This is a genomic window from Nocardioides albus (assembly GCF_014648255.1).
In the GTDB taxonomy this organism is placed as follows: domain Bacteria; phylum Actinomycetota; class Actinomycetes; order Propionibacteriales; family Nocardioidaceae; genus Nocardioides; species Nocardioides albus.
The window spans coordinates 38,115-61,269 of sequence record NZ_BMQT01000004.1 but is presented as its reverse complement, the minus strand read 5'-3'; the positions used below and the strand labels follow the sequence as shown (position 1 = coordinate 61,269).

The window sequence follows — 23,155 nt, the reverse complement described above, 5'->3', positions numbered from 1 at the left end:
TTGTGTCCGACAGCCAGCTTCCCCCGATCAGCGTCGCCGATGTTCAGCGATCGGTGACTGCTGAACTGGACCGTATCGCACCTGTCATCGACTCCCTAGGCGAGGCCTTCGCTCGCTCCGGCTTCGAGCTGGCGCTGGTCGGAGGCCCTGTCCGCGACGCGATGCTCGGGCGCCCGCACAACGATCTCGACTTCACCACCTCGGCCCGGCCCGAGGAGACCGAGAAGATCCTGCGTACGTGGGGCGAGGCGCTGTGGGACATGGGCCGTGACTTCGGCACCATCGGCACCCGCAAGGGCCCGTGGCAGGTGGAGGTCACCACCTATCGCTCCGAGGCCTACGAGGCCGACTCCCGCAAGCCTTCCGTGGCCTACGGGACGTCCCTGGCCGACGATCTCGTACGCCGCGACTTCACCGTCAACGCGATGGCCGTCAGGCTCCCCGGCCGTGAGGTCGTCGACCTCTACGGCGGGGTGGTGGACCTGGCGACCCGGGTGCTTCGCACCCCTGGCACCCCCGAAGCCTCCTTCTCCGACGACCCGCTGCGGATGATGCGGGCCGCGCGGTTCGCGGCCCAGCTGGGGTTCGAGGTCGCGCCCGAGGTCGTCGCTGCGATGAAGGACATGGCGTCGCGGATCTCGATCATCTCCGCCGAGCGGGTCCGCGACGAGCTGGTGAAGCTGATCTGCGCGCCCTTCCCTCGCCGCGGCCTCTCGCTGTTGGTCGAGACCGGGCTGGCCGAGCTGGTGCTGCCCGAGCTGACCGCGCTGAAGATGGAGCGCGACGAGCACAACCGCCACAAGGACGTCTACGAGCACACCCTCACCGTGCTCGAGCAGTCCATCGACCAGGAGAAGCGTCTCGGTGGTGGGCCTGACTTCATCTCGCGGTTCGCGGCGCTGATGCACGACGTCGGCAAGCCGCGCACCCGCAAGTTCCATGACGACGGCACCGTCTCCTTCCACCACCACGACGTCGTCGGCGCCAAGCTGACCCGCAAGCGGATGAAGGCGCTGCGCTTCTCCAATGACGAGATCGACGCGGTCTCCTCGCTCGTCGAGCTGCACCTGCGCTTCCACGGCTACGGCGACGGCGAATGGACCGACTCCGCGGTGCGGCGCTACGTCCGTGACGCCGGTGACCAGCTCGAGCGTCTCCACATCCTCACCCGAGCCGACTGCACCACCCGCAACCGTCGCAAGGCCGACCGCCTCGCCCGCACCTACGACGCCCTCGAGGCCCGCATCGAGCGGATCTCCGAGGAGGAGGAGCTCGCCGCGCTCCGGCCCGCGCTCGACGGCAACCAGATCATGTCGCTGCTGGACATCTCTCCGGGGCGCGAGGTCGGCGCGGCGTACAAGTTCTTGATGGACCTGCGTCTCGACGAGGGCGTCCTCTCCGAGGACGAGGCTGCGAAGCGGCTCCTCGCCTGGTGGGCCGAGCGGAGCTGAACCGGGGGTCAGGCGACCTGAACGAAGGTAAACAACAGGTGTCTGGGAGACTTCCGGGGTCCGTTTGCCCCCTGATCCCGGCAGGAAGCACGATGACGAATCTCCCCGATCGGCTGAAGTCTGTCGTTGCCCGTCTCCGCAGCGGCGGGCAGGTCGAGTCGCCGACCGGTGTCTACCTCCGAGAGCCCACCGGCCTGCGTCGACTCCCCGGGACGCCTGAGCTCCTGCCCTCGCTCGGCTACTTCGGTGGAATCGGAGCCAGCTATCTCTCGGTGCCGGTCAAGGGACGTGTCTCGCAGATCAACGCGCATCTGCCCGCGAAGTTCACCGGCCAGGTGGACCTGCGCGGATTCGAGCTGTACGCCGCAGGCAAGCCGGTCCGGGTCGAGCCGGCCGCCCAGTCAGTCATGCAGAGCTCGGCCGCGCCGACGCAGCCGCAGGGCGCCGACCCGTTCAACTACGGCACGCTGCGTACGCGTCGGGAGGACGGCCCGTGGTGGACGGTCTCCCTGGCGCAGCCGGTGGAGGCCGACGAGCTCCGGGTCTACAACCGCCGCGACGGCTGGGGAGTCCGTAGCCGGCGGCTGACGATCGCGATCGCCGACGCCGACGACACCTTCCACACCCTCCGTTCGGTCGACTCCGACTCCTCGGTCGAGCGCACCCTGGCGCTGGTGTCCCGGTTGACGGGCCGCGACGTGGGCCGCGAGGTGCTGGAGTCCGAGGACGCCTCGCGCCAGGCGCACGTCGAGATCGTCGCCGACCTCGCCCGACTCGCGGAGAAGGGCCTGCTCACCGACGACGCCGAGGAGCAGCGGCTCCTCACCGCGCTCGTCCCGACGCGCCTGGCGGAGGACGCCACGCTCTCCGACGACGAGTGGGCTCTGGCCGGGCACCTGCTCGCTGCGGAGAGGTTGCGGGTGCCCGCCACGGCGACGTCGATGCAGGCGTACCAGCTGGTCCTTCGCTCCACCACCGACCTGCGCCGCCTCGAGACCGCGGTCAACCGGGCGGCGGTGGCGATCGGCGGTGAGGAGGCAGTGCTGACCCGCCACGGCTTCCGCGACGTCGGGGTGCTGCGCAAGCACTCGGCCGATTACGTGACGACCATGCGGCATGCCACCGAGCTGCTCGCCGAGCAGGGGTTGCCGGCGATGATGGCGTACGGGACGCTGCTCGGGGTCGTTCGCGAGAACGACTTCCTGGCTCACGACGACGACGTGGACATGCTGATCCCGCTCGAGGCCGCGACCCGGGAGGAGGCCGAGCCCGTCCTGGCGACGTTGCGCGCGATGATCGCTGAGCGCGGCTGGAAGGTCTCCAGACCCAACAACCAGCTCAACTTCCACATCACCGACCCGGCGACGCGGTTGCACATCGATCTGTTCCCGCTCCTCGTCGGGGGCGCGGAGACGACGCTGCACATGGAGAAGATGAAGCTGCGTCCGATCGCGACCTCGCTGGTGCTGCCGCCGACCGAGCTCACGTTCAAGGGAGCGAACCTGCTGGCGCCCGCCGATCCGGAGGGCTTCCTGGCCGAGCGCTACGGCCCGACCTGGGGCACGCCCAACCCGTTCTACGACTGGCCGTGGAAGCTGTCCGACACCGAGGACTGACCCGGTCTGCCGAGGGTCCGAGCCCTGTCGGACCCTGTCGTGATGGCCATACTGACGGTATGGTTCCGCCATGACGACGATCACAGACCTCCAAGCGTCCACCACCATCAACGCCACCCCGGCGCAGGTGTGGGCAGCGATCACGGACCTGCCACGGATGGCCTCATGGAGCCCGCAGGTGGTGAAGACTGTCGTGTTCGGCCAGGTGAAGGAGGGCACCCGCTTCTTCAACATCAACCGCCAGGGCTGGAAGCACTGGCCGACCAACGCCAAGGTCGTACGCTTCACCCCGCACTCCGACTTCGCCTTCCGCATCACCGAGAACACCACCGTGTGGTCCTACCAGCTGGAGGAGACCGCGGAGGGCACCGTCGTCACACACCGTCGCGAGACCCCGACCGGCATCTCCAGCCTGTCCCGCTCGCTGACGAAGGCGGTGCTCGGCGGTCAGGAGAGCTTCACCGAGGAGCTGCGTACCGGCATGGCGACCACGCTGGCCAAGCTCAAGGCCGACCTCGAAGGCTGACGCCCGAGGTTGGCTCAGGCAGGCGTCTTGACCCAGCGGCGGATGGTGCTGGGGTGCACACCCAGCCTGTCTGCCACCTTTGACACCGGCGCACCGGCTCGTACCAGGATTCGCGCCGCCTCACGGGGTTCGGAGGGCAGGTTGCTGAGCAGGTCCTCCTCCTCGTCGGGGAAGGTGTCCGGGTAGTCCATCGCCGGCTCCGGGTCCGGGACGTTCTCCGGGTACGAGATCCGGTCGAGCAGGGTGTCGTCGGCCTCGCCAGGCGTGGCCGCGGTCCGGCCGTTGCTGAACTGCGGAGCCATCACGGAGCCAGGGGCGGCGTCGGCAGCGGTGCGTACCGCCTCGGTCACCCGGCGCGACACCCGGCGCCGGGTATCGGGGGTGGCGAGCGCTGAAGCCATCTCGCGGGTCCGGCTCTCCCGCGGCGGCAGCACCTCGCGAGGCATGTCGGCGACTTCGATCGGCACCTCCTCGATGTTCTGATCCGCAGCCGGCTCGGGAACCTGGTTGGCGGAGACCCGTTCCGGGACCGGCACGCTGAGCGCCTCGTGCGCAGAAGGCAGGGCTATCGGCAGCCGGTCGGCCTGACGAGTCCCCTCGGCGACTGCGGCGAAGGCGTCGACCCACTGGGTGATCTGGTCGCGCATCGCGCCCGGCGCGACCGACCGCAGCGCTACCGCCTCGGCGCGCCAGTAGCGCTTCTGCGCGCGCTCGAGCTTCCGGCGGGAGGAGGCCGTCCGCTTCCGCAACGCCGTGTCGCGAGCCCGTCGCCACTCGACCCGGGTCGCCAGCAGGGCGTGCATCCGGGCGCCCGTCCGCAGCTCGGACCAGGAGCGTTCCATGGCCAGGTGGCGGTCGCCGACGAGCGCCAGGTGCCACATCAGCGCGGCGAGCAGCGGCACGATGAACCGGAACGCCGCCGCGGTGGCGGCGTGGCCGAGGTGGAGCTCGTGCCAGCCGGCGAAGAACCCGGACGCCGCCGACAGCAGCCAGGTCAGAGTCAGCAGGGTCTGGGCCGGCCGGTCCTGCTGGGCGGCCTCCCGGGCCATCAAGGCGACGGTGACCAGCGAGAGCTCGAAGACGCCGGCGAACGCATAGGCGTTGATCGCGCCCATGGCGAGCACGTCTCGCCCGAAGCCGACCATGGCGACGTACGCGGCGGCCGTCGAGATCAGTGCGACCGAGACCGCGCCGAACAGGATGAGACCGCGGCCCTTGCCGGAGCCGCTGGCTCTCGGAGTCGTCCGATCGGAGGTCGAGTTGTCAGGACGCATCGTGGGGGTCTCCGTGCCTGAGCCGGTCGATCGTGCGGGCCCTGGAGTCTAGGGGATGGAACAGGTGTTCGATACGGCCGTTGCCGGAGTGTTGCCGAACCGGGGAGAAATTCGGCGGTGGCGCTCGGTGGCGTGGGACTACAGTCCGTTCATGTCGAAGACGGCGGTGCGCCGCGTACTCTCCAAGTCGTTCTGGGCCGTGATCGGGCTGGTCATCGCGGTCAGCCTCTTCAAGCTGGCCTTCACCGGGTCGACGCAGAATGCCGACGGGGCGCCGCTGACGCCGACCGGGGAGATCCCACCCGAGGAGGTCGTCGCCGAGAAGGGCACGATCACCAACTCGCTCACGATCGACGGCACCATCGTGATCGACAAGCCGGTCTCGGCCACGAGCTCGGTCACCGGAGTGCTGGCACACCGGTTCGCCGAGACCGGCGCCAAGGTGGACAAGGGCGACAAGCTCTTCCAGGTGCGCGCCGAGGAGGAGCCCGCCGAGGCGGCAGCACCCGTCGAGGAGCCAGTCGACGAGCCCGGGAGCGTCGATGACGCCCGAGGCGACGGGGATCGCGACGATGCGCCGACCGAGCCGGCGCCACCCAAGCCGGTCTACCACTGGTACACGATCGTCGCCCCCGCCACCGGCATCGTCGGCAACTACGCCGTCGACATGCTGGGCGAGGTCGCCGAGGACGGGGTCGTCGTCTCGATCCGGCCCACCACGTTCCATGCGGTCGGCGCCATCTCGCCGCTGGACCGATACCGGCTGGCCGGCAACCCGGAGCAGGCGACCGTGACCATCGAGGGCGGACCGAAGCCGTTCGCCTGCACCGATCTGAGGATCGGCGACGCGGCGACCGAGACGATCACCGGCGACGCACCCGAGGGCGAGATGATGGAGGGCGAGCCGAGCGGCGAGGGCGAGTCCGGGACCGGTGCCCGGATCAGCTGTCTGGTGCCGCCGAAGGTGACCGTCTTCGACGGCCTGACCATGTCGATGGCCATCGACGCGGGCAAGAGCGACGGGGACGTCGTCACGGTCCCGGTCACCGCGGTCACCGGCTTGGTCGGCGAGGGCAGCGTCTGGGTCGTCGGAGAGGACGGGGCCCCGACGGAGCAGCCGGTCAAGCTCGGCGTCACCGACGGCAAGCTCGTCGAGGTCACCAGCGGGTTGAAGGCCGGCGACTCCGTGCTGCGGTACGTCCCGGGCTCGAAGGACTCGTCCGGCGGGAAGGGCGACGAGACGTCCGGCGAGATGCCCGAGGGGGAGATGTGAGCTCCGAGGAGCTTCTGAGGCTCACCGGGGTCGCCCGCACGGTCGAGCTCCCCGACGGGGATGACCTGCACATCCTGACCAGCGTCGACCTGCTTGTACGCCGCGGCGACCACGTCGGCATCGTCGGCCGCTCCGGCACCGGCAAGTCCACGCTGCTGAACCTGCTCGGCCTGCTGGACCGGCCGACCGGCGGGACCCTGGAATGGGCAGGGCGCAACGTCACCGACATCAGTGGTCGACAGGCCGCCCGGATCCGCGGACGTGACGTCGGGTTCGTCTTCCAGCAGTTCAACCTGCTCCCGGGGCGTACCGCCTTGGAGAACGTGATGGCCCCTCTCCTGTACGCCTCGGGCAAGGAGTTCTGGCAGCGACGCCGGATCGCGGCGGCGATGCTCGACCAGGTCGGGCTCGGTGACCGGCTCGACGCGATGCCGCAGTTCCTCTCCGGCGGTGAGCAGCAGCGCATCGCCATCGCCCGCGCCCTCGTCCGCAGGCCGACGGTGGTGCTGGCCGACGAGCCGACCGGAGCCCTCGACGTGGAGACCGGCGCGATGGTGATGAAGCTGCTCGACCAGGCGACCTACGAGTCCGGCGCGGCGCTGATCACCATCACCCACGACCAGAACGTCGCGGCCCTGGCGCGGCGCCGGTTCCGGCTCGCCGAGGGCCGGCTGCACCCGCTGGCCGAGGAGGCGGCGGTATGAGGGCGGCCGCGGCGCGCGTCGCCACGGGTCTGGCCGCCTCGACCGTGGAGGCGTGGCAGGAGCTGCGCATCCACAAGCTCCGGGTGCTGCTGTCGCTGGTGGGGGTGGCGGTCGCGGTCGCCTCGATCACCGCGACAGTGGCGGCCGGTCAGATCGCGAAGCAGATGTTCACCGAGTCCTACGAGACCGAGGGACGGCCGGCTCACATCTCGATCTCGGCCTACGACGACCGCAACGGCATGCCGCTCTCCGTCGAGCGGGTCCGGCCCGCGTTCCAGACGGTCGCGGAGCGGTTCGGCGTCACGTACGCCTCGGCGAGGATCTCGGCCTTCGACATCAAGGCGACCACCGCCGGCAGCAGCAAGCGGGTCGAGCTGATGGGGGTCGATCCTGCGTACGCCGCCATCCACCGGGTCGTGGTCCCGCAGGGTCGCTGGCTCGAGGAGTCCGACAAGGAGAGTCTCTCGCCGGCGCTGGTGGTCGACGAGACGTTTCTGAAGAAGCTCGGCCTGCAGGGCACGCCGTTGCCGACCTCCGTCGACCTGCGGGGTCAAGGAATGTCGGTGACCGCCACGATCGTCGGCGTGACGAGCATGCGTGGGTACGGCACGCCGCGGGCGTTCATGCTCGCCGACTCGCTGGTGCACTGGCAGACCGGAGCGCCGACGGACGCCGGCTACGAGATGTGGGTGCCGGTCGAGGGTGCCGACGAGCTCGCCGGTGAGATCAACGCGGCGATGCGCGCCGAGCTGCCGGGTCTTCAGGTCGACGCCTACCGCGACGACTACATGGCGTGGGGCGGGGAGGACCCGATCGGGCCGATCAAGTGGGTGATCATCGGGATCGCCGGCATCATCCTGCTGCTCGGCGCCCTGAGCTTGCTCAACATCGCCCTGGTCACCATCCAGCAGCGGATCCGCGAGATCGGGATCCGACGGAGCTTCGGCGCGACGACCGGCCGGGTGTTCTTCTCGGTGATGATGGAGAGCGTCGTGGCCACCGTCGTGGCCGGCCTGGTCGGTGTGCTCCTGGCCGTGGCCGCCGTCAAGAACCCGCTGGTGGAGAAGTACGTCCTCCAAGGCATCGACGACGTCCCGCCCTTCCCGCTCTCGGCAGCGTTCCTCGGCCTCGCCGTCGCCCTCGCCGTCGGCGCACTCGCCGGGATCCTCCCGGCGATGATCGCGGCGCGCGTCAAGATCATCGACGCGATCCGGTTCTGAGCCCAAGAACCCGCCGAGTCGGCGCGTTAGAACGCGCCGACTCGGCGGGATTTCTTGTCAGGATGCGCCGACTCGGCGGAAGCGGCTCACTCGCCGCGGATGAACGCCTCCAGCTGAACGCGACCCTCGGTGTCCTCGATCTGAACCGGCGGGCTCTTCATGAGGTACGCCGACGCCGGGATGATCGGACCGCCGATGCCGCGGTCCTTGGCGATCTTGGCGGCACGGACGGCGTCGATGATGATGCCCGCGGAGTTGGGGGAGTCCCAGACCTCGAGCTTGTACTCCAGGTTGAGCGGGACGTCGCCGAACGCGCGGCCCTCGAGCCGGACGTACGCCCATTTGCGGTCGTCGAGCCACTGCACATAGTCGGAAGGACCGATGTGCACGTTCCTGCTGTCGATCTTGTCGGCCAGCTCGCCGGTCAGGTTCGACGTCACGGCCTGCGTCTTGGAGACCTTCTTGGACTCCAGCCGCTCGCGCTCGAGCATGTTCTTGAAGTCCATGTTGCCGCCGACGTTGAGCTGGTACGTGCGGTCCAGCGCGACACCGCGGTCCTCGAACAGCTTGGCCATGACGCGGTGGGTGATGGTGGCACCGACCTGCGACTTGATGTCGTCACCGACGATCGGGACGCCTGCGGCCTCGAACTTCGCGGCCCACTCGGGGTCGGAGGCGATGAAGACCGGCAGCGCGTTGACGAAGGCGACGCCCGCGTCGATCGCGCACTGCGCGTAGAACTTGTCCGCCTCCTCCGACCCGACCGGAAGGTAGGAGACGAGGACGTCGACCTCGTTCTCACGCAGGACCGAGACGACGTCGACGGGGTCGAGGCCGGACTCGGAGATGGTCTGGCGGTAGTACTTGCCCAGACCGTCGAGCGTGGGGCCGCGCTGGACCTCGACGCCGGTGAACGGCACATCGGCGATCTTGATGGTGTTGTTCTCGGAGGCGTTGATCGCCTCGGAGAGGTCCTTGCCGACCTTCTTGTCGTCGACGTCGAAGGCGGCGACGAACTCGACGTCAGAGACGTGGTAGTCACCGAACTTGACGTGCATGAGGCCCGGGACAGTGCCCGCCGGGTCGGCGTCCTTGTAGTACTCCACACCCTGGACCAGGGAGCTGGCGCAGTTGCCGACTCCCGCGATTGCTACACGAACCGAACCCATCGGGGCTCCTTCCAATACTCCTGACCGGCGCACCGGCACGGAGGTCATTTCTCGTTCTCTTGGCTGCTCTGCGCTGTGCGCGAGACGTCCGCTCCGTCGCGTACGCCGTCGTCATCCCCCAGCTCCCCCCGACCCGTCGCCTGCTCGTCGAGCACAGGCTTCGGATTACGCTCGGCGTCGATCAACGAGGAGAGCCATCGGACTTCCCGCTCGACCGACTCGACGCCGTGACGCTGAAGCTCGCGGGCGTAGGAGTCGACCTCTTTCTGGGTCATGGCAAGCTCGCGCTGCACCCGGTCGAGCCGCTCCTGGAGCCGGCTGCGACGTCCTTCGAGGACGCGAAGCCTGATCTCCATGTCGGTGCGACCGAAGAACGCGAACCTGATGTCGAAATTGTCGTCCTCCCAAGCCATCGGACCCACCTCAGACATGAGCTGGGTGAACTCTCGCTCGCCGGCAGGCGTCAGCTGGTAGACGATCCGCGGTCGCCGGGTCACCGGTGTGACGCTCTGCGTCTCCTCCTCGATGAGGTGCTTGCGCAGCATCTTCTTCAGGGCTGGGTAGAGCGAGCCGTACGACAGCACTCGACCCCAGCCGAGCATCAGGTTGAGCCGCTTCCGCAGCTCGTAGCCATGCATAGGCGACTCGTGCAGCAGCCCAAGGACTGCCAACTCGATCGTCTCTGCGCGACGTGCCATGCGACCTATCGTACCGATATATCTGTGCAGGCAAAACAGAGACCTAAGTCTTGTCTGATGACGCCGAAAGAGACCACTTCGATGCAACCGTCACCGAACTGTTGACGTCGGGTGACTTCAGGCGCGCTGGGCGTGGATGCGCGGGCGCTAGCGTCGATTGCGTACGCTGATGGCTGCCGTTCACCGCCCCCGCGGAACCACCCGGGGAGATGTCCGGCAAGCGTCGCGTCAAGCAGAAGGGATTCCCTCGGGGAATTCAGCGACGTCGGGGGATTGTCAGTGTCAGCCCGTCCGGTCACGTGCCGGGCAGTCACAGGAGCAGTGCAATACCCGTGAGCGACCCTTCAGGCGCCTTTCCGAACGGACCCCGTCCGCAGAGGCCAGGCCCCAGCAACGCCAGTCCCCGCAGGCCCGATCGCGGTGGGCTGCCAGGACGACCCCAGGGCGGACCGCGCCCGCCACAGGGTGCTCTGTCCGGTCGCCCGCCGGCTCCGCGCCGCCCGCAGGGCGCTCCGCAGGGTCAGCCGCCGGGCGGTCGTCCGCGGCCCCCGGGCGCCCAGCGTCCGATGCCTCCTGGAGGTCCCCGACCCGGACAGCAGCCTCCCTACCCGGGTGCTCGTCGTCCCGGTGAGCCTCCGGTCGACCGGCTCGGTCAGCGGCCTGTGCGTCCCGAGCGACACGGTCGCGGCGTCAGCGGCGGCAGCGGCGGTGGCATGGGGCGTGACCCCAAGTCTGCTTTCGGTGCGGATGACGGCGGTCCGCTGGACAAGAAGGCGCTGGCGGCGCGGATCGGCAAGATCGCGGCCATCGGCGCGCTGGTCCTGGCGCTCATCGGCAGCGCTGCGGTGATCATCTCCTACAACATGATCTCGATCCCCAGCGCCAACGCGGCGTTCGAGGCCGAGTCCAGCTTCGTCTACTACGCCGGCGGCAAGAAGGAGATCGGCCGCTTCCAGGCGGGCGACCAGAACCGTGATGCGCTGAGCCCCGAGGAGATGCCCGCGCTCGTGAAGGACGCGGCCGTGGCCGCCGAAGATCGCAGCTTCTACGAGAACAACGGCATCGACCTCAAGGGCATCGCCCGCACCCTGTTCACCAACGCCACCACCGGAAGTCAGGGCGGCGCCTCGACGATCACTCAGCAGTACGTGAAGAACCTCTACCTGAGCGCGGAACGCACCTACTCCCGCAAGGTCAAAGAGGCGGTCGTCTCGCTCAAGATCAGCCGGCAGCATTCCAAGGACGAGATCCTGACGGGCTACCTCAACACCGTCTACTTCGGGCGTGGTGCCTACGGCGTCCAGACCGCGGCGAAGACCTATTTCCGCAAGTCGGCCAAGGACCTGAACATCAAGGAGGCCGCGGCGCTGACCGCGATCCTCAACAACCCGAACGGGTTCGACCCGGAGAAGGCGGGCGAGGACGCCGGCGGCACCGAGCTGCTCGGCCGTTATCAGTACGTCCTCAAGGGCATGGCCGAGCTCAAGAGCCAGGGCAAGGCGCTCAGCGAATACGACGAGGCCACCCTCGAGAAGGCGAAGGAATCGCTGCCGAAGTTCCCCAAGCCGAAGGCCGACAGCCGCCTCGGTGGGCAGAAGGGCCACGTGCTCACGCTCGTGAAGAACGAGCTGAAGTCCCTCAAGAACGAGGATGGCGAGCCGCTCTTCACCGAGGAGGAGATCGACAGCAAGGGGCTGAAGGTCACCACCACGCTGAGCGCGAAGGCGATGAAGGCCTCCGAGGACGCCGTCAGGGACGTACGTCCGGAGGACAAGAAGGCGGTCAATCCCAAGCATCCCGAGAACGAGCTGCACGTGGGGGCTGCCACGGTCGACGTGAAGACCGGTGCGCTCAAGGGCTTCTACGGCGGTCAGGACTACCTCGAGTCCCAGATCAACTGGGCGGCCTCGGGCGGCATGGCCGGGTCGACGATGAAGCCGTTCACGCTCGCCGCGGCTCTCGAGGCGGGCTACTCGCTCAAGGACACCTGGACCGGTGAGGCCGGTCTGGAGTACGCCGGTGGCGGCGAGGTTCGGAACTCGGGCCAGAGCGACGCGGATCCCAAGGGTCACAGCTACGGCGAGCACATCACCGGGATCAAGGCGATGGAGGAGTCGGTCAACACCTCGTTCGTCCAGATGTCGGCCGCGCTGCCCAACGGCAGCGAGGACGTCTACGAGATGGCGGTCAAGGCCGGTCTGCCGCCCGACGAGCAGCACGCCGAGGACGCTCCGGCCGACTACCGCTCGATCCCGGCCTACTCGATCGACTTCGACCCGAAGAACTATCTGCTCACCCTGGGCCGTCAGGCGATCAGCCCGATCAACATGGCCAACGGCTTCGCGACGATCGCCAACGGCGGCGTACGCAACACCGTGCACGTCGTCTCGAAGGTGGTCGACGCCAAGGGCGAGGTCGTCTACGAGTGGGACCAGCGTGACGGCGAGGAGCGGGCGATGTCCGAGGACGCCGCCGACGACACCTCGTACGCCCTCCAGCAGGTCGTCGAGAACGGCACCGGCAAGACGGCCGGTGTGATCAACCAGCCGGCCGCCGGCAAGACAGGCACGGCCACCAACGCCGAGGACGACGTCTCCTCGGCGTGGTTCGCCGGCTACACGCCCCAGCTGGCGACGGCAGTGATGTACGTCCGTGGCAAGGGCTCCGGCAAGCTGGACGACTGGCTCGACTCCTACTACGGAGCCGGTTACCCGGCCGAGACGTGGGCCGCGATCATGGGCCCGCTGACCGACGACCTGGAGCTCGAGGAGTTCCCGGAGCCGGCCTGGATGGACGGGATCGCGCCCCAGGACGGTCACGAGCCGTCGCTGACCGCGACCCCGGAGCCGACCCCGACCCCGTCGGAGGACTGCTCCAAGAAGGACGAGCGCAAGAAGCTGTGCATCCCGATCGAGGAGCCCGAGGAGACGCAGAAGCCGACCGACGAGCCCACCGACGAATGGCCGGGCGAGGAGACGACTCCGGACGAGTCCGAGTCGACGGACCCGGAGGTCACCGAGACCGCCTGTGACTGGTTCGGCGACTGCGAGTCGTCCTCGCCACCGGCGGACGGCAATAATGGCGGAGGCAACAACGACACAGGCACTGCGGAGGGCGCTACTCAGTGACGGATGGTCCAGTGACCTCCCCAGCGGCGGAGGACGCGGTCGTCAGGACCGCCTCCGCCGCGGTGGGTGGTCCTCTCGGGGGACTCGCACACGGCCGACGGCGCTGGTTCAGCGCTGTCGGCCTGTTGCTGCTTCTGACCGCGCTCACGTTCGCGATCGGGATGGTCTCCAAGCAGACCTGCTACAACGCCACCTGGACCAACGGCGAGAGCAGATACACCAACTTCTGCTACTCCGACCTGCCCTATCTCTACGTCGACCGGGGTCTGGCCGAGCACGAGTGGCCGTACTCCTCGGATCCCGAGGTCCGGGCGCGCTACCAGCAGGTGATGGAGTATCCGGCCGGCATCTCCTACTACGCCTGGGCGACGGCGCACGTCACCGACTGGCTGACCGACACCCCGGACGAGGACGAGCGTCATCTCGTCGAGACCTCGAGCTTCTGGGGCCTGCCCGGCATGCTCCATGAGATCCGGGTCTTCATCATCGTCAACGTGATCGGCTTCGCGGTCGCCGCGTTGCTCTCCGTCTGGTTCCTGGCGCGTACGCATCGCCGACGGCCGTGGGATGCGGCCGCGTTCGCGCTCGCCCCGGTGCTGGCGGTGACCGGGGTCATCAACTGGGACATGCTGGCCGTGGTCTTCGTGGCCGGGGCGTTGTGGGCGTGGTCGCGGGACCGGCCGCTGCTGACCGGGATCCTGATCGGGCTGGGCTGTGCGACCAAGCTCTACCCGCTCTTCCTGCTCGGCGGGCTGGTCGTCATCTGTCTCCGGCGCCGCCGCTACTACGACCTGGCGGTCGCCGCCCTGGCGACGATCCTCGCCTGGGTGCTCGCGAACCTGCCTGCGATGGCGACCGGCCTGGAGCAGTGGAAGGTCTTCTGGAGCTTCAACTCCGAGCGCGGCCCCGACCTCGGCTCGCTGTGGCTCGTAGCCCAGCAGGCCAGTGACGCAGCGATCTCGGCGCAGACGGTCAACCTCGTCTCCTGGGCCTTCTTCATCGCCTGGTGCAGCGGCGTACTGATCATCGGTCTGACCGCCCGCGAGACCCCGCGGCTGGCGCAGCTCGGGTTCCTGATCGTCGCCGGGTTTCTCCTGGTCAACAAGGTGTATTCACCGCAGTACGTCCTGTGGCTGCTGCCGCTGGCCGTCCTCGCCGTGCCGCGCTGGCGTGACCAGCTCATCTGGCAGGCAGGTGAGCTCATCTACTTCGTCGCGGTCTGGTGGTACCTCGCGGACCTGCTCGCGGGCAGCGGCGGTGACCAGCCGGCGTACTGGTTCGCGATCCTCGCCCGCGTCGCCGCCGAGGTCTACCTGGTCGTGGTCGTCGTCCGGGAGATCTACGAGCCGTGGCGCGACCCGGTCCGGTGGACCGAGGCTCGCGAGGAGGCCGAGGACAGTCAGCCGTCGAGGACGATCTCGTCGAACGAGGTCGCGGTGTAGCGCACCCGCACCTCGAGCTCCTCGCCGACCGCCGGCACGCGCGCGCCGGAGGGAAGCATGAGCATCGACTCCTGCATGTGCGGCGGCTCGGCGAACCAGAGCGCCTTGCCGTCGAGCGTGTACGGCGAGCGCGACTGCCCCATGGCGTCGAGCCCACCGCGGGCGACCGCGAGAGCGCGGGAGCGCAGGTGGGTGTCGCCCAGCGGCGCCTCGAGCCCGATCCCGTGGGCGGTGCCACCGGAGGCGACCACCAGATGGCCGGCACGCAGCGCGCTGCGGCCGCGGTAGCCGTAGGAGTATCCGCGTTCGAGCGGGTGCACGTCCTCGACGGTCGCGGTCACGGTGAGAGCGCCGCGGTCACCGAGCCACAGGCCGGTGCCGACCCGGGGACGGAAGATGATGTCACCGTAGGAGGCGCGCAGCTGGGCGAGCTCGTTGGCGCTCAGGTGGGAGACCCACACCGTGGTCGCTTCGGCACCGACGACGGCGTCCATCTGGGCGCGCACCTCGGCCAGCGACCCGCCGTCGAGGCCGAAGTGCATCGTGACGCCCTCGAAGCGGGCCCGCTCGTGGGCGATCGCGGAGGTCGGCCACAGGTCGCTTGGCGTCATCCCGTGGCGACGCATCGAGGTGACCAGCTCGAGGATCACCCGGGCGTTGGGCTGGCGCTCGAGCAGCAGCGGCAGGTCCTCGGGGCGGCTGATCGTGTGGATCACCCGGTCGGCGATCTCCGGGTTGATCTCGGGAGAGTAGGGCCGCCACGGCGTGAGGACGTAGATCGAGCCGCTGAACCGCGTCGCGACCTCCCAGACCTCGTTGTAGGTGCCCACCGCGAGGGTGTCGACACCGGTGCCGAGCTCGTTGAGCCACTCGGTCTGGTGGGCGAGCTTGCGGAGGGTGAGGCCGTAGCCGTTGCCCTTCGCGACCGGGACCAGGCCCGGGGTCGCCTCGGCGAAGGCCTGGACGTGCTTGCGCCAGCGATCGGAGTCGACGGTCAGTTTCAGCGGCATACGGTGATCAGCGCCTCTTCATGTAGACATCGAAGGCCGTGTAGATCGGCTTGTTCAGCGGCAGGTCCCACTCCCCGGCGTACTCCACCGCCTGGCCACCGGTGCCGACCTTGAACTGGATCAGCCCCACGTGGGAGTCGTCGGTGGAGAGCGTCGGAGTGATGCCGCGCAGGTCGTAGGTGGTCGCGCCGGCGGCCATGGCGTCCTGGATCATCGCCCACTGGAGGGCGTTGGAGCCACGTACGTCTCGCTTCTCGGTCGAGGAGGCGCCGTAGGAGTACCAGGCGTGCTGGCCGACGCGGACCATGATCGTGGCCGCGACCAGGTCGCCCTCGTGCCGAGCGAGGAAGAGCTTGATCCGCTCCGGGTCCTCGTTCGACATCGCCCAGAACATGGTGCTGAAGTAGCTCCGCTGCCGGGGAGTGAAGTGGTCGCGCTGGGCTGTGTGGACGTAGAGATCGTGGAAGGCGCTCAGGTCACCCTCGAAGTCGCCGTCCGCCGGGTTGACGGGGGAGGCGACGGTCACCTCGACGCCCATCTTGGCCGATTTCTTGATGTTGCGGCGCCAGAGCTGGTTCATCCCCTTGAGGACCTCATCCTCGGTCTTCGGGGTGCCGTTCTCGTGGGCCAGCGGGATGACGAAGTTGTATTGCGGCTGCCCCGCGCCGAAGCCGTCCTCGGGGCTCTGCAGCTTCCAGCCCGCCGCCCTGAGCTGGCTGACGACGCGCGCGCCGGTGGCGTCGCGGTGGGTCGGGGTGAGCTGGCCGAGGCGCTGGACGGTGTCGTCGGCGATGCCGTCCTTGACCTGAGCCGCGCTCCAGGTGGCGGTGGTCACCGGCGGGCCGATGCGGATGCCGAAGGCACCGTTCTTCTTCAGGTAGGCGGCCAGCGGGTCCAGCCACGGAGCCAGATCGCCCGACCAGTCGATGCTCGGACCCTCGGGCAGGTAGGCGAGCGTGAACCGCTCGAGCTTCGGGACCGGCCGGTGGAGCACCAGCGCGGCGCCGACGAGGGCACCGCCATCGTCGAACCAGCCGACCGACTCCGAGCGCCACTCGGTCTTGACCCGCGCCCACGACGGGGTCTGGAGGAAGCTCACGCTGGGTTGCTTCTCGATGAAGGCGAGATGCTCCGCAGCAGTGATGGGGCGCACGGTGAGACTCACCCGCAGAAGGCTACCCGCTACCGGTGGTCGAGTTTGCTCCCGGTGGTCGAGCTTGTCGAGACCACCCGACGAGGAGACCTCCACCACCTCGTTCACGCTACCTAGTGAGTCCGGCGCGTATAGACGCTATTGTCTGCGACCAGATGTATCACGGCTTGGGGCCCGGGCCTCCTGATAGTCGTGACAGCAACTATGACCACCACGATGACGCGTCCGCGCGACATCTGGCCCCCCACCGGCTCGCCGCCGACCCGGAGGCCGCCGGTCGAGGAGGGGACTGTGACACGGGTACGACGCGAGGTGGGTCATGCCGACGCACCTGCGACCGTGTGGTCTCAGGCCAGTGCCGACTTCGACCGCTGGCTCAGTGGCGACTCCGCCGCCCTCGACGATCTGGTCGCGACGATGACGCCCGTCCTGTGGCAGATCGCCCGCTCCTACCGGCTCACCCAGGAGCAGGCCGAGGACGTCGTCCAGACGTGTTGGCTTGCTTTCGTACGCAAGAACTCCTCGATCCTCGACACCGCAGCCGTCGGCGCCTGGCTCACGCTGACCACGCGCCGTGAGGCGTGGCGGGTCGCGAAGCGGTCCGGGCGTGACGTACCCGTGGAGGACGAGGCGCTCGAGTCCCGCGTCCCGACCCAGCGCTCGGCCGAGTCGCTGGTCGTCGAGGGCGACCGCAACTCGCTCATCTGGGCGGCCGTGGAGTCGCTCCCCGAGCGGTGCCGGCGGCTGCTGCGCGTGGTCGCGTTCTCTGATCGGCCGGACTACGCCGGCCTGGCCAAAGAGCTCAACATGCCTGTCGGCAGCATCGGCCCCACCCGCGGCCGCTGTCTCGGGAAGCTGCGGGACTCGCTTCGTGACGAGGGGGTGTCGTGATGGGTCGCTCGGAGGAGCCCACTTGCGATGAGCTGTTGGGTCTGGTTCGACAGGCTTATGTTGCCGGTGATCCAGTCCCGGGGGGCCTGATCTCCCGGATGCAGGCGGCCGCCGCTGGTGCTGCATCGGAATCCGGTCTGGGTCTCGATCTGGAGCTGATGCTCCTGGTGGAGTCGTCCACGGAGGCCCTCGGGGTGCGCTCGGCCGCTCCCGCCTCAGCCCGTTCTGCTTATACGTTGCGGTTCGCCCAGTCCGGTGTCGATGTCCTGGTCCGTGTCGCGTCGGACACCGACACCACCGCCCGCCTCGACGGCTGGGTCGTCCCCGGCTCACCCATGACCGTCCGCGCCATCCGCGCCGACGACGCCCGTACGCCCATCGTCGCTGTCACGTTGGGCGCCTCTGGCCGCTTCGAGCTCACCTCGCTCCCCGCCGGCCTCATCAGGCTCCGCTTCGAGCCCGCCGACGGTTCGTCGGCCTTCCTCACCCCCACGTTCGAGATCTGATCCAGGAGTAACAGTGCACCCCAAGAGTGAGCCACGGTTTTCGGTGGCGTACGGATCCGCAGAGGCACGCGTGCTCGATCCCACCAACGCGGTCGCCGTCGACGGCGTTAATGCGCGCTCGACGATCTACTCCTCATCTGTGCTGCTCGTCTCTAAATCGGTCGACTTCGAGGACACCTTCGACCGGATCGAGAAGGCCGCCAAGGGACTTGGTTGGCGCGCGGTCGCCGAGGACGAGCCGCCGCACGCAGCCGGGCTGCGATTCGGCGTACGTCGCGTGCGGCTGGGAGTTCGGCCTGGTAAGGCAGTCCAAGCGCCTGACGCGTGGACAGTGTTGCAGTACCTGAGGGCTTCGGATCCTGAAGACGTAGGTGGAGTGAGCCTGGAGCACGTCCTCGTCCCTGACCCTGTGATCGGTGACAAGCCCCACAATCGTGGCAACCCGCACAATCGCGGGAACCCGCACAACAGGGGAAATCCGCACAATCGGGGCAATAGCGACGATGACTACGACCCGCTGGGGACTGGCGGACGAATGCCAGTCGCTTACGTGGGGCATCCGCCGAAAAGGCGCAGCGATGATGAACTGGATGGTTGTGACCGCCCGGTGGTGGCGATTCTCGATACAGGATGCGGGGATCATCCCTGGCTGGGGTTTGTCGAGCGCGATGCTCGTCTGGGGGAGCATCCGATCGGGTGGCCTGCTCATGTGGCCAACTCCGAGCTTGACGGGGACCAGGTCGGGCCACTCGATGGGGTGATCGACCCGCTCGCCGGGCATGGAACCTTCATCGCTGGCCTCGTCCACCAGTCGTGCCCAGATGCCGAGATCCTTTCATGGCGGGTCGTACCGCCCGATGGTCCGATCGCCGAGACTGACTGGATCACGGCGCTTGCGCAGATCGCCGAACTGGTTCACCTCTACCGCCTCGGTGACCCTCGTGGACGCAGAATCGACGTTCTGAACTTGTCTATGGGCTACTACCACGAGACGCCGGCAGACAAGTACTTCGATCCCACGTTGTACGAGATTCTGGCCGATCTGTCTTCCAACGGCACGGTTGTGGTGTGCTCTGCTGGCAACGAATCCACCGATCGGCCGTTCTTCCCGGCTGCGTTCGCACCTTGGACCGACGGCGGTGGGCCCGTGAAGCCTAGGCCGGGCACGCTTCCAATCGTGTCGGTTGGCGCCCTCAACCCCAACGGTAAGACCGATGCCCTGTTCAGCAATTCGGGCGCTTGGGTGCGAGCGTACGAAATCGGGGCTGGGGTTGTGAGCACGCTGCCGAGCGGTTTTGAAGGGGGTTATCAGGCTCTGATTGAGTCCGAGCATCTAGGCCGCACTCGTTCGTCGTTGGATCCGGACGACTTCACCGGGGGATTCAGCACCTGGAGCGGTACGTCCTTTGCGGCACCGCTTCTAGCCGGACGGATCGCCCAACACTTGTGCGAAAACGGTCGTCCCGGTGACACCGAGCACGACATAACGCGCGCCAGGGAGGCGCTGGCGGCGCTGACCACGCTTCAACCTGAGGTCTGACGGGATGGACCAGGACGCTGAGGAGTTACACCGGCAGGGGGTCGTGGCCATGAACCTCGGTAACCTTGTCGAGGCTCAGAGCGTCCTGTCGAGGGCTCAGCACCTTGCAAGCGGGAGTGGCGATTCGGCGCTGCTGGCTCGGATCGAATCGACACTGGCCTACATCGAAGCAGATCAATCAGACCTTGATCAGGCGATGTCGATGCTAGATCGGGCACTGCGGCCCGGGTCCCTCGCTGGAGCGACCCGGGCGGCTCTGCTCCAGCAGAGGGCAACCTTGTTGAGGCGGGCGGGGCGTCCTTCTGAAGCCTTGCTGGTCTTCGGAGAGGTCATCGAGGAACTCAAGCATTCACCCCCGGACCTGGGCGACGCGTATCTCAACCGGGGGACAGTGCATCTGGACATGCACGATGTGTTGTCCGCGATGGCTGACTTCTCGTCGGCAGCCGAGACGTACCGCGTTGCTAATGATGCCTTGGCGGCTGCTCAGGCCGACCACAACCGGGCATACGCGCTCTTTCTGTCCGGTGACCTGGTTAGCGCCCTTGCGCTGATGGAGTCGTCGTATGACCTCCAGGCAGCAGCTGGGCCGCTGGTGAAGGCAGTGTGTGACGCGGACCGGGCCGAGGTACTGATGGCGGCGGGGCTGACGCGGCAGGGTGGCGAGATGCTCCGGCGGGCGGCGGAGGCGTACGGGTCGAAGGCGCAGCGGCAGCGGCAAGGAGAGGCCGAGTTGGTGCTGGCGTCCCATCTGGTGGCGACTGATCCGACCGAGGCCGAGCGGGTGGCGCGCTCGGCGCTGGGGAGGTTCGAAGAGGCGAAGGCGCCAGGGCTGGCGTTGCGGGCGCGGGCGGTGGCGTTTGAGGCGGCCGTGACGGCGGGGCAAGATCCGAACGAGGACGGCGAGGCGCTGGCCGGTCCGCTCGAGGAACAAGGTCTGAATTGGCCGGCGCTCCGCGTGCGGTTGCAGGCCCGGCTTGCGCGCATTCGTTCGGCGGAGAACGCCGGCCTGCCGGCGAGACCAGCCAGCGGGAGGGTCATCGGCCCGGTTCCGCCCGAGGCGCCCATCGACATCCGCCTGCTGGAACGAGAACTCCGAGCCGAACTGGCGGTGGCCGCGGGACGAGCCGTTGCTGGGCTCCGCGAGCTTCGGGCAGGGCTCGACGACTTCCATCTGTGGCAGAGCTCGTTCGGCAGCCTGGACCTGCAGACCAACGTCGCCGGACACGGACGCACGTTGGCCAAGCGCGGCTTGGAACTGGCCGTCGAGTCAGGTGAGACCGACGCGCTCTTCGAGTGGTCGGAGCGCTCGCGGATGCTGGCCTCGCGGGTCCAGCCGGTACGGCCCCCCTCCGACCCGCAGCTCGCCGCCGACCTGGCCGAGCTCCGCGGTGAGGTGACGCCCGAGCGCGAGGCCGAGCTACGCGAGCAGATCCGGCAGCGGGCCTGGCGGGTCAAGGGATCGGGCCAGGTCTCTGATCCGATCTCGCTGCCTGACCTGCGCGAACGCACCGGCAGCCACGCGCTCGTCGCCTATGTCGTCGCCGCCGGCCGGATCGTCGCCATCGTTGCGACCGATGACTCCTCCACTCGAATGGACCTCGGCGAGCGGGCCGCGCTCGGGTCCCTTCTCGGCGGCCTGCTGCCCGATCTCGACGTCGCTGCGACAGACCTCCCGGGCCCGCTCGGCGCGGCCGTGCGCGGTGACCTGACCGCTCGCCTCCGGCAACTCTCTGATCTGCTCGTCGCCCCGGTCCTCGACAGGATCGGAGACCGTCCTGTCGTCCTGACTCCCTCCGCCGTTCTGGCGGCAGTCCCGTGGACGTTGCTGTCCGGCTTCACCGGACGACCGGTGACGGTCGCCCAGAGCGCCACCGCGTGGCTGGGCCGCGCCGACACCCCACTGCGCGCCAAGACGGCAGGTTTCGTCGCCGGCCCGCGGGTCATGCGCGCCGCCGACGAGGTCACCCACAGCGCCACAGCCTGGTCCGGCTCGCGCACCCTCACTGGCACCGACGCCACCGCAGCGGCCGTATCCGCGCTGGCAGCCGAGGTCGACGTACTCCACCTGGCCGCCCACGGCCACCACTCCGCCGACAACCCGCTCTTCTCCGGCCTCGAGCTCGCCGACGGGACCTGGTACGGCTACGACATCGACGGCCTCGCAGCCGTCCCGGACGTCGTGCTCCTCTCCGCCTGCGAGGTCGGACGGTCGACCATCCGCTGGGGCGAGGAGCTGATCGGGCTGGTCGGAGCCTGGTTGCACGCCGGTGCCCGAGCCGTGATCGCCTCGCCTGCCATCGTGGCCGATGAGGCTGCGTACGAGGTCTTCAGCCGTCTTCACAGCGCCCTTGCGAAGGGCCTGGCTCCCGCTGAGGCTCTCGCCGAGTCCCTCCCTGCAGCGACCACGGACGCTCCGCCGGCCCCCTTCGTCTGCTTCTCGTAGTTGCGCCGGAATCAACGTGGACGGGGTGAGGACATGAGGCGGCTAGATGCGGGCGAGCCTAGCGGCTATATGCGGGTGCGCCCTTCGGCTAGATGCGGGCGAACCCCCTGGCTAAATGCTCGCCACCGGGTCATCATGGGTGCATGTGTTCCAGGGCGAGATCGACGACGCGCCCGATGGTTTCGTCGACGCCATCCTCGACCCTGACACCGAGATCCGCCACGACTCCAACCTGGCCCGTCGCGACTATGTCGAGCGGGTCGTACGCGGTGGTTTCCCTGAGGCCGTCGCGCGGGAGGGGCGCCGCAGGCGCAGCTTCCACGATGCGTACGTCGCCGACCTGATCAACCGCGACGTGGTCCAGCTTTCGGAGATCCAGCACGGTCGGGAGATGCGTCGACTTCTCAACCTCGTCGCAGCGCGTTCTGGGCAGCTCCTCCAGCAAGCCAACCTTGCTGCTCTGCTCAAAGCCTCCTCCACGCCACGAGCCGAAGACTTTCGCGGTCTCCGACATCTCCAGGAACGCACCGGTGACGATTTCCTCGGCGGTTATCTCCTCCATACCGGGCCCCGCACGATCTCGTTCGGGCCCAAGCTTCGGGCCGTGCCTATCAGCGCGCTCTGGGAGACGGCCGCCCCGGGCGACCCCTAGGAGACTCAGTCACGTGTGGCGTGACTCAGTCTCCTAGGGGTCTGAGGCTCCTGCTCGGCGGGTCGCAAGAAAGTTTCGGCGACGGTGTATCAGCCGATCTGTCGCGTACTCCTTGGGGCTGTCCGGGCCGAGATTCGGGGGAACTCGGTTCGGGCGCTGGCGCCGCCGCCTTGGGGGAGGCAGGCGGTTTCGGGGCCGCAGCGTGGGTTGGGCACTAGGGGGATGCCCAACCCACGTGCGGGTCTCGGGATGCGCGACCACCGGGGTGCACATGGACCGGGCGGGGCGGTGAGGGGATGACTGCCCCGCCCGGCAACTTTCGATTGTCCCGCTCGGCCGCCACGACGGCAATGGTTCCGTTGCTGCAGGACTGAAATGTGTTCCAGACGGAACATTCAGCCGGAAGGTGGGGTCTCGACAGGCTCGACCACCGGGGGCCGGCTCGACCACCGGCGG

18 protein-coding genes are annotated in these 23,155 nt (G+C 68.4%); 13 read left to right on the top strand and 5 right to left on the bottom strand.

What is annotated here, in order from left to right; genetic code table 11:
• Positions 1-2: 2 nt before the first annotated feature.
• The 3 genes from IEY84_RS09280 (at position 3) to IEY84_RS09270 (ending at position 3,593) form a co-directional block, all read left to right on the top strand.
• Positions 3-1,451 carry a CCA tRNA nucleotidyltransferase gene (locus tag IEY84_RS09280; RefSeq protein ID WP_183542374.1) on the top strand — a complete coding sequence of 483 codons (1,449 nt, stop codon included), beginning with the start codon at positions 3-5 and terminating at the stop codon, positions 1,449-1,451.
• A gap of 92 nt (positions 1,452-1,543) precedes the next feature.
• Complete coding sequence (locus tag IEY84_RS09275) at positions 1,544-3,067, top strand: LicD family protein (RefSeq protein WP_183542372.1); 1,524 nt, start codon at positions 1,544-1,546, stop codon at positions 3,065-3,067.
• A 70-nt stretch (positions 3,068-3,137) separates the two neighbouring features.
• The gene (locus IEY84_RS09270) at positions 3,138-3,593 is read left to right on the top strand and encodes an SRPBCC family protein (RefSeq protein ID WP_183542370.1); all 456 of its coding nucleotides are present in this window, start codon (positions 3,138-3,140) and stop codon (positions 3,591-3,593) included.
• 14 nt (positions 3,594-3,607) lie between these two features.
• Here the strand turns inward: IEY84_RS09270 and IEY84_RS09265 are convergent, their stop codons facing one another.
• Positions 3,608-4,867 carry a helix-turn-helix domain-containing protein gene (locus tag IEY84_RS09265; RefSeq protein ID WP_183542368.1) on the bottom strand — a complete coding sequence of 420 codons (1,260 nt, stop codon included), beginning with the start codon at positions 4,865-4,867 and terminating at the stop codon, positions 3,608-3,610.
• Between the two features lie 151 nt (positions 4,868-5,018).
• Here IEY84_RS09265 and IEY84_RS09260 point away from each other — a divergent pair, with 151 nt between their 5' ends.
• Genes IEY84_RS09260 through IEY84_RS09250 form a run of 3 tightly spaced genes read left to right on the top strand, consistent with a single transcriptional unit; the run spans position 5,019 to position 8,064 of the window.
• Positions 5,019-6,140: a permuted SH3 domain-containing protein gene (locus IEY84_RS09260; protein ID WP_183542366.1), complete on the top strand. Its 1,122-nt coding sequence runs from the start codon at positions 5,019-5,021 to the stop codon at positions 6,138-6,140.
• A complete protein-coding gene (locus IEY84_RS09255) occupies positions 6,137-6,844 on the top strand; it encodes an ABC transporter ATP-binding protein (protein WP_183542364.1) in 708 nt (235 codons plus the stop codon). Before IEY84_RS09260 ends, IEY84_RS09255 begins: the two co-directional genes overlap by 4 nt.
• Positions 6,841-8,064, top strand: coding sequence for an ABC transporter permease (locus IEY84_RS09250; RefSeq protein ID WP_183542362.1), 1,224 nt, complete (start codon positions 6,841-6,843; stop codon positions 8,062-8,064). Before IEY84_RS09255 ends, IEY84_RS09250 begins: the two co-directional genes overlap by 4 nt.
• A gap of 86 nt (positions 8,065-8,150) precedes the next feature.
• Here the strand turns inward: IEY84_RS09250 and IEY84_RS09245 are convergent, their stop codons facing one another.
• Together IEY84_RS09245 and IEY84_RS09240 are read right to left on the bottom strand one after the other, a co-directional pair.
• The gene (locus IEY84_RS09245; protein WP_183542360.1) at positions 8,151-9,233 is read right to left on the bottom strand and encodes an inositol-3-phosphate synthase; all 1,083 of its coding nucleotides are present in this window, start codon (positions 9,231-9,233) and stop codon (positions 8,151-8,153) included.
• A 44-nt stretch (positions 9,234-9,277) separates the two neighbouring features.
• Positions 9,278-9,931: a PadR family transcriptional regulator gene (locus tag IEY84_RS09240; protein WP_183542358.1), complete on the bottom strand. Its 654-nt coding sequence runs from the start codon at positions 9,929-9,931 to the stop codon at positions 9,278-9,280.
• 713 nt (positions 9,932-10,644) lie between these two features.
• Here IEY84_RS09240 and IEY84_RS09235 point away from each other — a divergent pair.
• Together IEY84_RS09235 and IEY84_RS09230 are read left to right on the top strand one after the other, a co-directional pair.
• A complete protein-coding gene (locus IEY84_RS09235; RefSeq protein ID WP_229788518.1) occupies positions 10,645-13,059 on the top strand; it encodes a transglycosylase domain-containing protein in 2,415 nt (804 codons plus the stop codon).
• A gap of 11 nt (positions 13,060-13,070) precedes the next feature.
• A complete protein-coding gene (locus tag IEY84_RS09230) occupies positions 13,071-14,501 on the top strand; it encodes a glycosyltransferase family 87 protein (RefSeq protein WP_229788515.1) in 1,431 nt (476 codons plus the stop codon).
• Here IEY84_RS09230 and IEY84_RS09225 read toward each other — a convergent pair.
• Positions 14,459-15,511: an alanine racemase gene (locus tag IEY84_RS09225; protein ID WP_183542352.1), complete on the bottom strand. Its 1,053-nt coding sequence runs from the start codon at positions 15,509-15,511 to the stop codon at positions 14,459-14,461. The genes IEY84_RS09230 and IEY84_RS09225 overlap by 43 nt on opposite strands.
• 7 nt (positions 15,512-15,518) lie before the next feature.
• A complete protein-coding gene (locus tag IEY84_RS09220) occupies positions 15,519-16,676 on the bottom strand; it encodes a lipid II:glycine glycyltransferase FemX (RefSeq protein WP_183542350.1) in 1,158 nt (385 codons plus the stop codon).
• 279 nt (positions 16,677-16,955) lie between these two features.
• On the opposite strand from IEY84_RS09220, the gene IEY84_RS09215 reads away from it, so the two are divergent.
• The 5 genes from IEY84_RS09215 (at position 16,956) to IEY84_RS27105 (ending at position 22,699) form a co-directional block, all read left to right on the top strand.
• A complete protein-coding gene (locus tag IEY84_RS09215; protein WP_183542348.1) occupies positions 16,956-17,555 on the top strand; it encodes an RNA polymerase sigma factor in 600 nt (199 codons plus the stop codon).
• Between the two features lie 98 nt (positions 17,556-17,653).
• Positions 17,654-18,061, top strand: coding sequence for a hypothetical protein (locus tag IEY84_RS09210; RefSeq protein ID WP_183542346.1), 408 nt, complete (start codon positions 17,654-17,656; stop codon positions 18,059-18,061).
• A 70-nt stretch (positions 18,062-18,131) separates the two neighbouring features.
• On the top strand, positions 18,132-19,601 hold the full coding sequence (locus tag IEY84_RS09205; RefSeq protein ID WP_183542344.1) for a S8/S53 family peptidase: 1,470 nt from the start codon (positions 18,132-18,134) through the stop codon (positions 19,599-19,601).
• A gap of 403 nt (positions 19,602-20,004) precedes the next feature.
• On the top strand, positions 20,005-22,047 hold the full coding sequence (locus tag IEY84_RS09200; RefSeq protein ID WP_183542342.1) for a CHAT domain-containing protein: 2,043 nt from the start codon (positions 20,005-20,007) through the stop codon (positions 22,045-22,047).
• A 115-nt stretch (positions 22,048-22,162) separates the two neighbouring features.
• Positions 22,163-22,699, top strand: coding sequence for a DUF8612 domain-containing protein (locus IEY84_RS27105; RefSeq protein ID WP_505816259.1), 537 nt, complete (start codon positions 22,163-22,165; stop codon positions 22,697-22,699).
• The last annotated feature ends 456 nt before the right edge of the window (positions 22,700-23,155 follow it).